Genomic DNA, 14,465 nt, shown 5'->3' on the forward strand with positions numbered 1-14,465 from the left:
TTCCTAATACTGTATAACCCTTAGTACAACTTAATTTAATATGTACAAGATTACATTTTAACGGTATTGCTTCCTATATACCAGTTCTTAATTGATTCCCAAGATTTAGAGTATTTTACGATAGGCAAATATTTTTGTCAAAGCTCTCTAATCAAAAACCTTCTCCATGTTCTTTCCCCCATGTATGCATCAGGTCTAAGATGGGCATTAACGTTTTTCCCTTGCTGGTTAAGGAATAGTCCACTTTAGGTGGTACAATATTGTACTGAGTCCTATTAATTAAGCCATCTTGCTCAAGTTCTTTTAATTGTTTCGTCATTACTTTATGGCTCACACCAGGTAACAAATGACGTAATTCACTATACCTTAATGTCCCGTCTACGCCTAAATGCCATAGGATCACCGTTTTCCATTTGTTACCTATTTTTCCTAATGTATATTCAATAGAACATTTTAATTTTCCTGTATCGTCTATCGGAGTGCTCATTTCATTCTTCAGTCCTTTCTTACCTTTAGGTTAGTTTCTTACAAAAAAGTGCGTTCTTCCATAATTTAAAATTGTGAAATACACTATTTATGTGTTCGACAGCAAACACTAAAATTATTAAAAATATTGGAGGAATATAAATTATGTTCACATATCCTAAAACATTTTCTCATATCGGTCTTTCAGTACCTAACCTAGATGAGGCAATTAAATTCTATACTGATGTGTTTGGTTGGTACGTTATTATGGAACCTTCAGATGTAGAAAATGATGACACACCTATCGGTCAAATGTGTCGAGATGTATTTGGGAACGACTGGGATAAATTCAGAATTGCACATTTAGCTACGGGAGATAAAATTGGCGTAGAAATGTTTGAGTTCCCTGAAAATGAAAAACCTGAAAATAACTTTGAGTATTGGAAAACAGGAATTTTCCATTTCTGCATTCAGGATCCAGATATTGAAGGTCTTGTAGAGAAAATTAAGCAACATGGTGGTAAACAACGTATGCCTATCAGAGAATATTACCCAGGAGAAAAACCATATAAAATGGTTTATGTAGAAGATCCATTTGGAAATATTTTTGAAATTTATACGCATAGCTATGAGTTAACTTATTCACAAGGCGCTTACTAATAAATAATCTCTTTCCACCAGCAAAATCTTTTGCTGGTGTTTTTTATTATATGGTAGCGCCATGTTACAAAACAATAAAAAAGAGAGTTTATTAATATTTCTAAATTTAATGATCCAATGGTTTTTGACACTGCGAAACAGAAGTAAAAAGAAAAGGCCGTAAAAGTATACTGACTCCAAACTTGATGATAATAGAAAGAAGAGTGCATAATGAAATATGCATGTTTTTTTCTAAACTATAAGCAGCCGTATGAAATATATTAAAAACTATATTCGTAAAAAAGAAGGGGACTGTTCTATGAAAGCTGTACAAGTAACAGGGTATGGAGACGTAAGTAAATTAAGCCTAGTAGAAATTCCTATACCTGAACCGAAAGAAAATGAAGTTCTTATAAAAGTGAAGGCCTGTGCTATTAACAATACAGAAATTTGGATGAGAGAGGGTGCTTACGGTACTGACTCAAAATCTGGATGGCGACCGGAAGGAGTCCAGTTTCCACGTACACCAGGATCTGATATCACGGGAAAAGTAGTAAAAGCAGGAAAGTTAGTAGAGGAGTCTATAGTGGGAAAAGACGTTGTGTTATTCCCTTTTATATCTAGCGGAGAAGAAGGGTACGAACATATTGCTGATGATATGTCCTTTATAGGTTCAGAATACGATGGTGGTTATGCTGAATATGTGGTTTGGCCTGCTGAACTTTGCTTTGACATGCCCCTATCAAGCTATTCAGAAAGTGCTGTTTTTTCGGTGAGTGGGTTAACTGCTTGGCACATGGTCAACCAAATTCAAGCTCAACCAGGTGAGACAGTGATAGTAACTGGAGCAAATGGTGGTGTGGGATCATTAAATGTACAGATTGCCTCTAAAGTCTTTGGTGCTAAAGTTATTGCAATCACGGGGGACTTAGAGAATCAAGAAAGAATTAAGGAATTGGGAGCCACACACGTATTATCATATAAATCTGATACTCTTTCAGAAGACATTTTAGAACTGAACGGAGGTCCGGTCGATTCCGTTCTAGATGTTGTAGGAGATGCTTTGTTTTCCATATCTCTTCAAGTTTTAAAAAACGGAGGGAAATTTTGCATTTCAGGTTCTGCTGGTGGTCAGCATACAAATTTTGATTTTAGAACATTGTATCTAAAACATATTACAATGTATGGATCTGTGTTGGGAACGAGAGCAGAGTTTAAAGATATGCTTAAGGCAATTTCTGAGGGGAAAATTAAACCAGTTATTGATAAAATTTTCCCTTTAGACAAAGCAAAAGAAGCCCAAGTGTATTTTAAAAATAAAGGGAAGTTAGGGAAGATTTTATTACTTCCCGAAGAATAACTTTGTATCACAAAGGGTTCTTTCAACGAGCATGAAAGAACCCTTTTAACATTATTTTTGGTTTTTGTTTGCTTGAGCGTTTTGACGTTTAACGTGTTGTACGTCAGTCTCGCTAGCAAATTCCGTACCGTATTTGCCAGAAGATGCTTGAGCATTCTTTTGCTTCACGTGTTGTACATCTGTTCCTGAAGTTGTCTTGTTAGAGTATTTGTTTTCCATTACTATCACCTCCACAAGAATTAATATATCCAAGTGGAGAGACAGTATCCTTAGAAGTACCTGGTAAGAAAAAATTGAAAATTTCAGGAAATATTGGGCATATCACTATGAGGCAACATGTACAAGAAAACATCGTCAATAGGTTGTTCAAATTTTTACCGATTATATATTATAATCCTTAGGCAGCATGCTCTTAAGATAATTCGTTGTGTAATTTTAGAATAGATGTACACCTTAAAATAGAGAGGTGTATAAAATCATGAAAAAGAATAGACTATTTTTAATACTGTTAGTTATCACTTGTTGGTCCAGCTTTTCATTTATGAAAGGCAAAGATTTTAAACGTTTTCTTCCAGCGTCCATTGCTATTTGTATGGTAACTAAATACCTTAATTCTTATGCTAAGAGAAAGAATTTTTGGTCTTTTAAACAAAGTATACATCCGAAAATTCCTGGTGAAGATGTGTGGACATGGGGGCCCTTTTTTACTGTATCTATGTGGGTGCTTAAATCCACATACCGTAAATTGCCTCTGTATATAGCTGTAAACTTTATGATTCATACTACATTTACATTTGTAGTTGTACCTAAATTAAAAAAGGACAGCATCTTTAAGCTTAAGAAAATTAATCCTTTTCAGTACGTAACCATTTTGACTGTTAGACAACTTCTGTTATATGGTTTTCAACATATGAGTGAGTTTATAATGTCGAAGAAACTAGAGGTAAAGCCGGATAATGGTGAGCATTAATAGGAGCATTCCTTTATTGGGTAAGTGATAAAAATATCTAAGCATCTTCATCAGTACACAGGGCACGAGCCGTTTGGGTAAAGGCATCCGTTTCTTTTGATGTACCTTTCCTAGCACTGCTATATTAATTTTTCTGAACGTGTTGGGCTTTAACTCTCGAGAAACTACTTGTTCTGGCAGTGACAAGTAGTTTCTTTTCGTTGTAATCGTAATTCCTAATCCTTCTTGTACCATACTTAAGGCTGTGTCATATGTAGTTCTTCACCGCCTTTTGTAAAACTTCCGGTTTTCGATATCTGAACAATAAGTTGAATTTGTGATTTTGTCATATCAATTTTGTTATATTCCATATAATTAATATGCATTTTATTTATGTTGGAACCTAATGTACCATAAAAGAGAATTAAACTTCAAGAAATCAACCGGAGGTAATTAGTATGGTCAATCGTCATAAATTGTTTCTACTTGCACTTATACTAGCTGCATTTAACCTTAGGCCGGGTCTAACTTCAGTTAGCCCAGTATTGCATGGAATAACGAAGGATTTAGGTATGAGTTCAACTTTAGCTAGTTTGCTCACTTCCATTCCTTTGGTATGTTTTGGTTTTTGTTCGTTATTTGCTGGTCGTTTAGCAAATCGCTATCAACCAGAGAAGATGATTACTTTTGCTATAACTTGCATAGGTATTGCAACGTTTCTAAGGGCCTTTACAAATTCCTCAATTTACCTGTTAATAACGGCTTTATTAATTGGTGCAGGAATTGGTGTTGTAAGCCCTTTGCTTTCTGGTTTCATTAAAAGTCATTTTCCTGACAAGGCAGCATCGGTGATAGGCATATACTCTACTTCAATGGTAGTGGGTGCATCTATTTCTATTGGGTTAACAACACCACTTCAACACTGGTTCAATAACTCATGGAAAAATGGATTAGCATTCTGGAGTATTCTTGCGCTACTCGCTATTCCACTTTGGCTTATGGTAATAAAACCATCTCGTATTCCTGCGAGTAATTTTTCACAAAAGACGAAGGTTTCTTTACCGTTAAAAAATAAAAAAGCCTGGCTATTAACTTCTTTTGTTGGGATTATAACTCTGTTGTTTTATTGTTTTTCAGCATGGCTACCAGCCATTGTAGAGGAAAAAGGGTGGACACCAGCATTTGGTGGTCTTGTAGGGACAATCGCTATGATTGCACAGCTACCAGCTACTTTTTTATTACCTAATCTTTTAAAAGTGCTACCGAGCAGAAGGTTTTGGATTACAGCCTTTACCTTAAGTATAATAATTGGTTTATCCCTTTTATGTTTTACAAACGTAACACCTATTGTTTCAAGTATATGTTTAGGAGTTGGTGCCGGTGGTCTTGTGTCGCTAACTTTGTTGTTACCATTAGATATGGCATCTTCCCCTATGGAAGCAAGTACTTGGTCAGCAATGACTCAAGCAATTGGATATATGATCGGTGCAGTCGGCCCGTTCATAATTGGATTTCTGCGTGATTATCTAGGAAGTTTCGTTCCGACGTTATATCTTCTTATAATTTTAGGATTCATTGCCATCTTGTTAGGGTGGAAAATTACCAAACCAGCTAAGGGTAAAGCAGAGGGCCTACCTGTGAAATAAAAACCACGAAGTAAATCGTGGTTTTTATTTTAACTTTTGAGAAAGCTCATATAACAACTTTTAAAACGTAGAGTGATATTACTGTGTGTAAGAGGGGGAGATCCCATGAATGCATTTGATCAGATAAATAGTAGCGATTATATAGAATCACGCGTGGGTATCGCCTACTAATAAGACTTTATATTATTCGATTATTAGCTAAAGATATATTTTTCTATCTTTCTGAGGTGACGTTATGGATTTACATGATTTAACAAGCCATCTTATTCATCGTACAGATGTAAGAGCAATGAACTATTTCAAGAAAAAGCTCAAACCTTATGGCATGACTCCAGTACGATGGAGCATCATTAGTGTTCTAGACTCTCACAAAGGGATAACCCAAACAGAACTAGCAGAAGCAATTGATAAGAAACAAACAACTATTGTAGACATGATTTATGCGATGGAGGAAAAAGGACTCATAAAAAGAACGTACAGTGAACGAGATCGTCGCTTACACTATCTATTTCTTACAGAAAAGGGGGAAGAGTTAAAGAAAACTCTTTCACCTTTAGTTAAAGACGCTCACCTCTTCGTCACGCGTCAATTAAGTGATGAAGAAAATACTCAGTTAAAGACATTGTTAAACAAGGTATATAACGGTATACAATAAGCCGTGTTACTGAATATTCCTTTCTCTAATCAGGATCCTATAAGGATTCTTCCATCATCCTTTTGTTTGATCAACAACGATTAAAAATAGTAGAAAGAAAAAAGACAGCCACTTTTTGAATCAACCGGCTGTCTTTTTTATATGCACTAAATAGCAACACATGTTTCTTTAAGTGCTATTTAAGCATCTTCTTGAGCAAAAAGAGTGAGAGCTGTTTGAATAAAGGCATCTGTTGCTTTGGATGTATCTTTCATATCTAGCACTGCTATATTGATATCTCTAAACGTATCTGGTTTTAATTCACGAAAAACGACTTGGTCTGGCAACCACCAAATATTTTGTTTCGTTGTAATGGTAATTCCTAACCCTTCTTGTATCATACTTAATCCTGTCTCTATATAATCCATTTCAAACCGTACTTTAGGAGTCAAGTTATACTCGTTGAATAAAGCATGAATCTGTACCTCATAACCGCATTTTCCAATTAGTATATCTTCACCTTGTAGGTCAGGAATACTTATTGTTTCTTTCTGAGATAAAGGATTGCTTGAGTGCATAAGTACAATCAGTTGATCTTTTATCAAAGGTACGGTATCAAAATCTTTATCAGGAGGAATAATAATTCCTACATCAATGCATTTGGAACGTAACCACTCTTTTACTTGATCTACACTACCTTCCGAAAGCTTGATTTCTATACCAGGATACTGACTTTCCATTGTACGTATGATTTTAGGAATAAACCTAGTACAAGCAGTTCGGTAAGCGCCAATGTGTACCTTCCCAATTTCTAACCCCTGTTCAGCCACAATTAATTCATCTACTTTTTGTAATTCACTCAGGATTGTTCTAAAAGTAATTAATATGCGCTCTCCTACATCTGTAAAAGATAATCCATTCTTCTTATCTCTCTTGATTAACTTCGTTCCTAGTTGCGATTCTATTGTTGCTACAGCACGACTTACCGCAGGTTGTGTCATATGTAGTTCTTCACCGGCTTTTGTAAAACTTCCTGTTTCTGATATCCGGACAATAAGTTCAATTTGTGATTTATTCATATCAATTTTGTTATCTCCTGTATAATTAATATGCATTTCATTTGTATTAGAATCCAATGTATCATGAAAGAGAATTAAACTTCAAGAAATTAACCGAAGATAATTAGGATTAGCGATTGTAATAAATTATTTTCATTTGTGCTTATAGTACTGTTTTGAAAATTTTATTTTTAAAGTGCATTTGGCTTTAGTAAATGAGATCTCAATAGTGTATTTGCTACTGTAATGTTAGCTTGTACTCATATGATGTATCTAATTGATTTAGGAAAGCGGGGTGCTAACAATGGAGAATAACTCGAAGTTACAGCAAGCGATAAAAATATATAAAGCACTCGGTGAACCAACACGATTAAAAATTGCTCGTTTGCTTGCTAATGAAGCAATTTTATGTTGTTCGGATATTGGGACAAAACTTGAATCAATTGCTGGATCAACTTTATCCCATCACTTAAAACAATTAACTGATTGCGGACTTCTGAGTACTTATAAAGAAGGCACATATATATACTACAGCCTAGACCGTGAGTTAATTGAAAAGTATGCTCCATATGTGATGGAGTAATTTCTCTTATTTCTATACTTAAGGAAATATAGAAATAAGAGGTATGATCTTTCTTGTCTGGATTATGGCTAAATTGCTTAATAGGTATCCTCATCTAAATTATGAGTATATCCATTACTGGTACTTTAGATAAAAAGGCTAAAGCAAATCACTTATCGTTATCATAAGCGCGTTAAATTCATGGTGTGTCACCTTTATAAAACATTTTTTAAGAAACTGTAAAGGTCACTTTGCTATATGCAAAAATCAGCTCTTTACAGTGAACTTTTCAAATACTCGGTTAATTTATGAACTTAAATCTGTATTTCTAGAAATACCGAAATATAAAAACAAAAGGTGTGATTTATTTTGTCAAATATATGGAAAATTTATTTATTAGCTGCCATTAGTTTTCTTAATGGTACATCAGAATATGTTATTGCCGGAATCTTAGATAGAATTGCTGAGGCCAATAACATTTCAGTTTCATCTGCAGGACAGCTAATTACTGTGTTCTCAATAGCTTTTGGAGCAGGGACACCTTTTCTAATTGCTATGACTGCTCGACTGGAACGAAAAAAACTTCTTGTCTATGCTTTAACCGTTTTCTCTGTCATCAATATTCTTATTGCGATTATAACAGGTTATGAAATGCTAATGGCAGCTAGAATCATCTCTGCCCTTAGTGCCGGCGTTATTCAAGTTACGCTTTTAACCCTTGCTGCAGTTTTAGCAGCTCCAGGAAAGCAGGGAGGTGCGATTGCTACAGTTGTTACGGGGCAAAGTACTGCTTTGGTTGTAGGTGTACCTATAGGAAGAGTTGTGGCTTCGCATTATGATTGGAATGTAATATTCATTGGACTTGGTTTAGTAGGATTACTTTTCACCGCCTTAGCGTCGTTTACTATACCAAAAACAGTTGCTGAAGAACCTGTACCTTTGCGTGAGCAGTTTAAATTTCTTATGAAACCACGTATCTCAGCATACTTGCTCATTACGTTTCTATGGTTAGGTTCATATTCCATTGTATTTACGTACATTTCACCGTATTTCTTAAATACATTCGGAATGAGCAATCAAGGGGTAACTACAGCTCTCTTTATATTTGGTATTGCTAGCGCTATTGGATCCAAATTAGGAGGTTTTAGTACAGATAAGTGGGGATCATTTCGTACATTAACTGGAGGAATATTACTCCATGCTATTGCACTACTGCTATTTCCGTTTATCGGTCAATTTGCTTTTCTTTTCTATGTATTGCTTATTTTCTGGGCTCTTTCAGCTTGGTCTTCCGGCGCGCCAATACAATTTCAGCTTATAAGCCTTGCTCCTGCTGCAGCAAGCATTGTGCTTAGTTTACACAGTGCTTTTGGACAACTTGGAATGGCAGCTGGAGCTGGTATCGGCGGTGTTGCTGTCAAAAATGGCTTGTTGAATTATATTCCTTGGATTGGTGCTTTTGCTCTTGCCGTTTCTGTCGTAGTAATTGTTGCCGACAACGTTCTATCTAAACGAAAACAGACCAAACAAACTCAGAGTAATCTTTGTATAGAAAAATAAAAGTCTCATATCTAACGTAGCAAAAGGCCACTTGTTTTATACAAGTGGCTTTTTACGTTGGCTATTTTTTTGTTTTGAATCACTATACAAAGCGAACATCGATTAAACCGCTTAACCTCATTTTGTTCCTTCATAAACCATCCATTGAAATGGATAAGAAGGAAATTAGTAAACTCGCTTCAACAGTAGAGGCTACGTATATGAAAGACGAAGAAGACATTGATTTTGTTCCCAAAGATGTTGAATTTTTAGGTGGAGAAGATTTAAGTACAGTATTAGTCCACGGATATGCTAATGGTAAAGAGAAGAAAAAAGGAGTGTCTGTCACAGTAGATTACGGTGATGATTACTGAGTAACAGGGTACGGTTACAATTAAAGAAAGCCTATGTAGAAAACTCTGTACACCTTAATGGAAGCCTTACATACAAATAAACAAGTATACCTTAGATATTATGTATAACAAAAACGAGATGCAAACGATTATGCATCCCGTCATGTGAAGAAGGAAAAATCAGCTTTTAATGCAGCATATGATCTTTAAGGAACACCTCATTTACGTAATTCCATTGCCTAATGAAACAGTAACTTGAAAAAGTATATTCTCTTTAACAAACACCTCATTTAAGCATTGAACTAAAAAAATATACAATGTGAACGAAATCGTTCTTGGTCTGGGACAAACACCTCATTTGTACAGTGATAAATGAATATTATTGTCTACCCATTATATATATTCTTACTACGTTCATGACTACCATCCCCTTATGAATCAAACATACATCGATTTACAATAAGGTTTTCTGAAATAGGCCTGCTGTAGACACCTCATCCCAAATGTAAGAAGCTTTGTAATGATTAGTTGTAATCAATAACTTGTTTTCCTTCTTCCCTAATTAGAATATCCCAATAGCCTCTTTATAATTCAGTAAAGTTAACAGGTGTTTTTTGGATTACATATATCCTTTATTTATAAGAAAGGTTAAATAGTGAATTATCATGAATAGCTATAATAAATGGAGATATATACATATTCAATATGCTCGAGCATTTATAAGCTATGCTACATATGCCTACCATAAGTCTTGGTAGGGGAAAGATGAATAGGTAGAACTTGTTGAAGGGGATATTTTTCTTGTTTGCTATCAATCCTACTATATGTTATACTATAGATAACTTATTTTTGTTCGGTATATTGAGAAAAGAAAAAACCCTAAGTAGAAGTTTTTATCTTGAAATAGTATGTTTGGGCAAGATTAGTAATACATTTGTGGAGTATTCCACAGCAGGAGGCAACATTATGACACAAGGTACAGTAAAATGGTTTAATGCAGACAAAGGTTTCGGTTTCATTGAAATCGAAGGCGGAGAAGATGTATTCGTTCATTTCAGTGCTATTCAAGGTGAAGGTTTCAAATCATTAGAAGAAGGTCAAAAAGTTACTTTTGATATCGAGCAAGGTCAACGCGGAGCACAAGCTGCTAACGTTCACAAAGCATAATCAAAAGTGATAAAAAAAAGACTCCTATGAAGGGGTCTTTTTTTTATGGTCTCATAATTAGCATACTATTGGTTCAATAGAAAACCCAGGCTTTGAAAAAGCCTGGGTTTTAGACAAGACGATTGATACAAGGTTAACTAGTTATAACATACAATAGAAATAGAAAGCAAAGATGAACCAAGCCTTTTTTATGGATAAATAGTGTTTAATCTTTTAGAAAGCATAGGTTTATATTATCTTCTATGCGGATTACGGGGGATTTTATCAATAAGCCGTTTTTTAGCTTCCATCTGACTTTTACACAAAGGACATTTCTGATGACTATCGTAAGAGAAGTCTTTCCTCATCCAGCCTTTACACTCTTCTACTGTACATTCCCAAATTTCTGTTTCCTCTTGAATCGGAGGTTCTTGATTTCTTTTACTATAATGCATATTAATCACTGCTCCTCTCTTTAGAAGTATACCTTATAAAGAGAGCATAAATACTTTATATCTTTTATTTCGTTCATATTTCATTAGCATCGATCTCATATTTGAAAATAAGAGTGAAGTGAGAAGAAGCAGGGAAAGTTCCCTGCTTCTTTTTTTATATTATGAGTTAAAAATATTCCAATCGTAATATGATGTTGTTAAGAGGGGGAATGAATGTGAGTAATTTAGCACAGGAAGACAGAGAAAAAGAAAAAAAGAAAAGAAAACTGAGGCTTATTGTTTTGACATTTGTGCTCATTATTGCAGCATTTGCTTCGCTTGGTGCTTATCATAATCACCAAGAACGCGTAGCAGCAGAGCAAAAGAAAAAGGCCGAGCAAAAATATAAAGAGAATTTGTCGTCAGTCTATGACCAAATGGTAGCTGCTGGCTCAATGATGGAAGACATCATTAATGGTTATACAGAAGTTTGGCATGCGGCTATATGGAATGATGGAGCTACTGTCGATGGTCAACACTATACAGATTTTAACATGGCCTTAGCTGCTCAAATGGCATCTTATGATACGAATGGAGACTTAGCCACGGTAGAAGCTACCATGACTTCGTTAGGCCAGACAATGGATAAATTAAAGAATCCTCCGGCTAAGTTTAAAGGTGAATACGCTGTCGCTCTTGATGCTTATACGGCTGTCAAAAATATGAATACTTACCTAAATCCTTCTGGTTCTTATCAGACTTATTCCCAGACCACAAATGAAAAAGATAATGAACTGGCAAGCAAGTTAAATAGTTTAGAAGTGCGTATTGATTAAATCAAATAATGGGGGAAAGAGAATGTCGAGACAAGAGGAGTAAAAAGGGTTCTTTAAAACGTTATTTAGTAAGTGGTGGGCATGGGCACTAGTCCCTGTGGCATGTATTGCTCTTATCTTTACTGCTCTAATTATCAGCTTTGGGCTTACGCCAGAATCAGTAAAAGAAGTGACATCACAAAAAGTAGAAGTTCAAGAAAAACTCGATAAAAGCGAAGCAAGACTAGAGAAGGTAGAGTCTTCCCTTGAACACACAAAGTCTATTCTTAAAGACGCTCAAGCTAAGCTAGCGGATAGCAAAACAAAGCTGAAGAAAGCAGAGTCTACATCAAAAGATAAAAAAGAAGCTAGTAAAAAGGATTCGGAAGCACTTGAAAGTAAGTTAACTAAAAGTGAACGCAGCTTAAAAGAAACGAAAGATGACTTAAAAAAAACGGGGGATAAATTAAATAGTGCGAATGCTAAGGTAACTGAGTTAACAAAACAATTGAAGGAAGCTAACAATCAAGTCGCGAAAGCCAAAGATGAAGTGAAAACGGCCAATGCGAAAGCGGAAGAGGCAAAAGCAGAAACTGAAAAGGCACTGGCTAAAGCGAAAGAAACACCTGCACCTGCTAAAGAAGAGCCGGTAAAAGAAGAACCTAAAAAAGAAACTGCATCATCAGGTAGTTTTCATAACCCTGTTCTTGATCTTAATCCAAGCAATGTAGCTAGTACAATTAAATCAAATGCAGAACAAAGGTGGAAAGATGACTATCAAATGCAAGACTATGAGGTGCAGCAGCAAACGTCAGCTTACAATCAGTTGAAGAACGTAGCGGTTGATAGTGAAGTGAAACAAACGCAAATGGAAAACGCATTAAGCAGATGGAGCTATGACTTTGAAATGGTTCAGTATGAGTACAATGAGCAGATGGATGCTTATAATAATTAGAGGGGGAATACAGGGGGGGAATAGCCGAGGCTGCAGTTTCGGTTATGCTATTTTTCTATAAAAATATTAACAATCTATAAAAAAACCTGACTTTATTCCTTTAATATTTGAAATCAGATTGAAAATCAGCATCCGTAAATGTATATTTTTACGGACTTTTCTGTTTTATAAGAAACCTGCTATTTCTATCGTTCGTTTAAGTTTTAAAATAAATTATGAACGTCTCCTTTCATACTTACACCTTTACGAACGTTTTCGGTAGCATGAATAGAGAAAAACTCGTTAAATCAGATGAGAAAAGAGAGCTGTTTTAAAAAGTCAGCTCTCTTTTTTTGTTACTATAAATGACTTATATGGAGAGTATTCCAAATAAAACAGCTACAATCGTCATAACTAATGCTGTTCCAATGGCATACTTGGCAGCAAAACGAATGTGATCACCTATATCGATACCAAGAAGTCCTACTAAGACATAGATAGAACCTTGAAGTGGACTTAGTAGATGCAAGGGTTGTCCTAGTAGAGAAGCTTGACCAATTTCTATTGAAGGGATGCCAAAGTGAGCAGCTGTTTCAGACATAATAGGAATAATCCCGAAATAGAAAGGGGCATTTGCCATAAAAAATGTGAATGGCATACTTATAAGCGCAACTATTACTGTTAATTTGGGGCCAAGAGCGTCAGGAATAACTGCTATTAAAGTATCCGCCATAGCCTTAACAATACCTGTTCCATCTATAATTCCAGTAAATATACCTGCAGCAAATATCATGGAAACCACCGTTAATATATTCCCTGCATGAGCATGCAAGCGTTCCTTTTGATCTTGTAAATTTGGGTAATTAACAATCATCACGATAGCAAATCCGATCATAAACAAAGCTGGTAATGGTAAGAACCCTAGAACTAAAGCAGTAAGAAGTAAAAGTGTTAAAACTAAGTTAAACCAAAATAATTTTGGACGCTTTATTGATGCATCCATTCCTACATCAAGAGCTGCAGCAATTTCATTATTAAATTCTGTATCTATATTGATAACTCCAAGTCTTTTACGCTCGCGTTGTCCAAGGAAATAAGAAACCCCTAAAATCCAGATAGTTCCTGCAATCATAGAAGGAATAAGTGGTAATAGCAAGTCTGTTACATCTGCTTTTACAGCCGCCGTAGCTTGTACAGCAGGACCACCCCAGGGAGTCAAATTCATAACACCCATTGCTAATGCAGGAATACAGGCTAGGATAAGTTTATTCATACCTAATCGATTGTATAGTGGGAGAAATGCAGTTACTACAATTAGATATGTAATGGTACCGTCACCATCTAAAGCAACTATTAAAGAAAGTACTGCAGTACCCATTACAATTTTTAGAGGATCACCGCCAACCATCTTTATAATCTTCGCTACTAATGGGTCAAATAATCCTGTATCAATTAACACCCCAAAATAGAGAATGGCAAATATGATCATAATTGCTGTTGGAGCAATGGTTTCAAGCCCTTTCATCATCATTGGACCTAAATCAGTAAATCCGCCCAATAAAGCAAAAATAATAGGAACCACTGTTAATGCACTAAAAGCAGATAAGCGCTTACTCATGATTAAATACATGAATACTACAATCATAGAAAAACCTAAAAATGTTAACATATTATACCCCCTCTAGAACTTTCTTTCATTTTCCCTCTTGTTTATCTTTAATGTCATACTTTTTTTAATTATCATGAAACTATCTAACTATCATTCTTTATTATAAAGCTTCTTTTCACAATTATTTGTGATTAAAAATAAGTAGGTACCTTTTAGAATTTATTGTAAAACCTGTTCCTACAATAAATGTAAGGGTTTACAAAAAAGCTAACGTGAATTCCCCCTTAAGCCCACTGTATATATAGAATCAGTAATAAATTAT

General features: G+C 35.2%; 16 protein-coding genes. 11 read left to right on the forward strand and 5 right to left on the reverse strand.

What is annotated here, in order from left to right; all coding sequences use genetic code 11:
* Positions 1–151 precede the first annotated feature (151 nt).
* Entirely contained in the window at positions 152–487 is a 336-nt protein-coding gene (locus tag ACRPLY_RS09980) for a winged helix-turn-helix transcriptional regulator (protein WP_432231804.1), read from the reverse strand.
* Positions 488–630: 143 nt separating this feature from the next.
* Here ACRPLY_RS09980 and ACRPLY_RS09985 point away from each other — a divergent pair, with 143 nt between their 5' ends.
* On the forward strand, positions 631–1,125 hold the full coding sequence (locus ACRPLY_RS09985) for a lactoylglutathione lyase family protein (RefSeq protein WP_047750190.1): 495 nt from the start codon (positions 631–633) through the stop codon (positions 1,123–1,125).
* 298 nt (positions 1,126–1,423) lie between these two features.
* Complete coding sequence (locus tag ACRPLY_RS09990) at positions 1,424–2,464, forward strand: zinc-binding dehydrogenase (RefSeq protein WP_367076932.1); 1,041 nt, start codon at positions 1,424–1,426, stop codon at positions 2,462–2,464.
* Positions 2,465–2,515: 51 nt separating this feature from the next.
* On the opposite strand, the gene ACRPLY_RS09995 is transcribed toward ACRPLY_RS09990, so the two are convergent.
* Positions 2,516–2,683, reverse strand: coding sequence for a gamma-type small acid-soluble spore protein (locus ACRPLY_RS09995; protein WP_154973990.1), 168 nt, complete (start codon positions 2,681–2,683; stop codon positions 2,516–2,518).
* Between the two features lie 259 nt (positions 2,684–2,942).
* Here ACRPLY_RS09995 and ACRPLY_RS10000 point away from each other — a divergent pair, with 259 nt between their 5' ends.
* The 3 genes from ACRPLY_RS10000 (at position 2,943) to ACRPLY_RS10010 (ending at position 5,714) form a co-directional block, all read left to right on the forward strand.
* Complete coding sequence (locus ACRPLY_RS10000) at positions 2,943–3,434, forward strand: hypothetical protein (protein ID WP_053001464.1); 492 nt, start codon at positions 2,943–2,945, stop codon at positions 3,432–3,434.
* Positions 3,435–3,871: 437 nt separating this feature from the next.
* Positions 3,872–5,059, forward strand: coding sequence for a CynX/NimT family MFS transporter (locus ACRPLY_RS10005; protein ID WP_432231805.1), 1,188 nt, complete (start codon positions 3,872–3,874; stop codon positions 5,057–5,059).
* A 235-nt stretch (positions 5,060–5,294) separates the two neighbouring features.
* On the forward strand, positions 5,295–5,714 hold the full coding sequence (locus tag ACRPLY_RS10010) for a MarR family winged helix-turn-helix transcriptional regulator (RefSeq protein WP_302892949.1): 420 nt from the start codon (positions 5,295–5,297) through the stop codon (positions 5,712–5,714).
* Between the two features lie 179 nt (positions 5,715–5,893).
* On the opposite strand, the gene ACRPLY_RS10015 is transcribed toward ACRPLY_RS10010, so the two are convergent.
* Positions 5,894–6,772, reverse strand: a complete 879-nt coding sequence (locus tag ACRPLY_RS10015) for a LysR family transcriptional regulator (protein WP_186807059.1) — start codon at positions 6,770–6,772, stop codon at positions 5,894–5,896.
* 283 nt (positions 6,773–7,055) lie between these two features.
* On the opposite strand from ACRPLY_RS10015, the gene ACRPLY_RS10020 reads away from it, so the two are divergent.
* From ACRPLY_RS10020 to ACRPLY_RS10035, 4 genes are all read left to right on the forward strand, one after another.
* Positions 7,056–7,334, forward strand: coding sequence for an ArsR/SmtB family transcription factor (locus ACRPLY_RS10020; protein WP_274862743.1), 279 nt, complete (start codon positions 7,056–7,058; stop codon positions 7,332–7,334).
* Positions 7,335–7,682: 348 nt separating this feature from the next.
* Positions 7,683–8,873: an MFS transporter gene (locus ACRPLY_RS10025; protein WP_432231806.1), complete on the forward strand. Its 1,191-nt coding sequence runs from the start codon at positions 7,683–7,685 to the stop codon at positions 8,871–8,873.
* Between the two features lie 74 nt (positions 8,874–8,947).
* Positions 8,948–9,226, forward strand: coding sequence for a hypothetical protein (locus ACRPLY_RS10030; RefSeq protein ID WP_274862741.1), 279 nt, complete (start codon positions 8,948–8,950; stop codon positions 9,224–9,226).
* A 945-nt stretch (positions 9,227–10,171) separates the two neighbouring features.
* Positions 10,172–10,372 carry a cold-shock protein gene (locus ACRPLY_RS10035; RefSeq protein ID WP_028414801.1) on the forward strand — a complete coding sequence of 67 codons (201 nt, stop codon included), beginning with the start codon at positions 10,172–10,174 and terminating at the stop codon, positions 10,370–10,372.
* Between the two features lie 233 nt (positions 10,373–10,605).
* Here ACRPLY_RS10035 and ACRPLY_RS10040 read toward each other — a convergent pair whose 3' ends face one another.
* On the reverse strand, positions 10,606–10,806 hold the full coding sequence (locus ACRPLY_RS10040; RefSeq protein WP_144634986.1) for a cold-inducible protein YdjO-related protein: 201 nt from the start codon (positions 10,804–10,806) through the stop codon (positions 10,606–10,608).
* A gap of 215 nt (positions 10,807–11,021) precedes the next feature.
* On the opposite strand from ACRPLY_RS10040, the gene ACRPLY_RS10045 reads away from it, so the two are divergent.
* Both ACRPLY_RS10045 and ACRPLY_RS10050 read left to right on the forward strand, forming a co-directional pair.
* A complete protein-coding gene (locus tag ACRPLY_RS10045; RefSeq protein ID WP_432231807.1) occupies positions 11,022–11,621 on the forward strand; it encodes a hypothetical protein in 600 nt (199 codons plus the stop codon).
* Positions 11,622–11,718: 97 nt separating this feature from the next.
* A complete protein-coding gene (locus ACRPLY_RS10050; protein WP_432231808.1) occupies positions 11,719–12,555 on the forward strand; it encodes a hypothetical protein in 837 nt (278 codons plus the stop codon).
* A gap of 349 nt (positions 12,556–12,904) precedes the next feature.
* Here ACRPLY_RS10050 and ACRPLY_RS10055 read toward each other — a convergent pair whose 3' ends face one another.
* Positions 12,905–14,203, reverse strand: coding sequence for a CitMHS family transporter (locus ACRPLY_RS10055; RefSeq protein ID WP_274862737.1), 1,299 nt, complete (start codon positions 14,201–14,203; stop codon positions 12,905–12,907).
* Positions 14,204–14,465 lie beyond the last annotated feature (262 nt).

It is taken from the genome of Priestia sp. TGN 0903 (assembly GCF_050846855.1).
Classification (GTDB): Bacteria; Bacillota; Bacilli; order Bacillales; family Bacillaceae_H; genus Priestia; species Priestia zanthoxyli.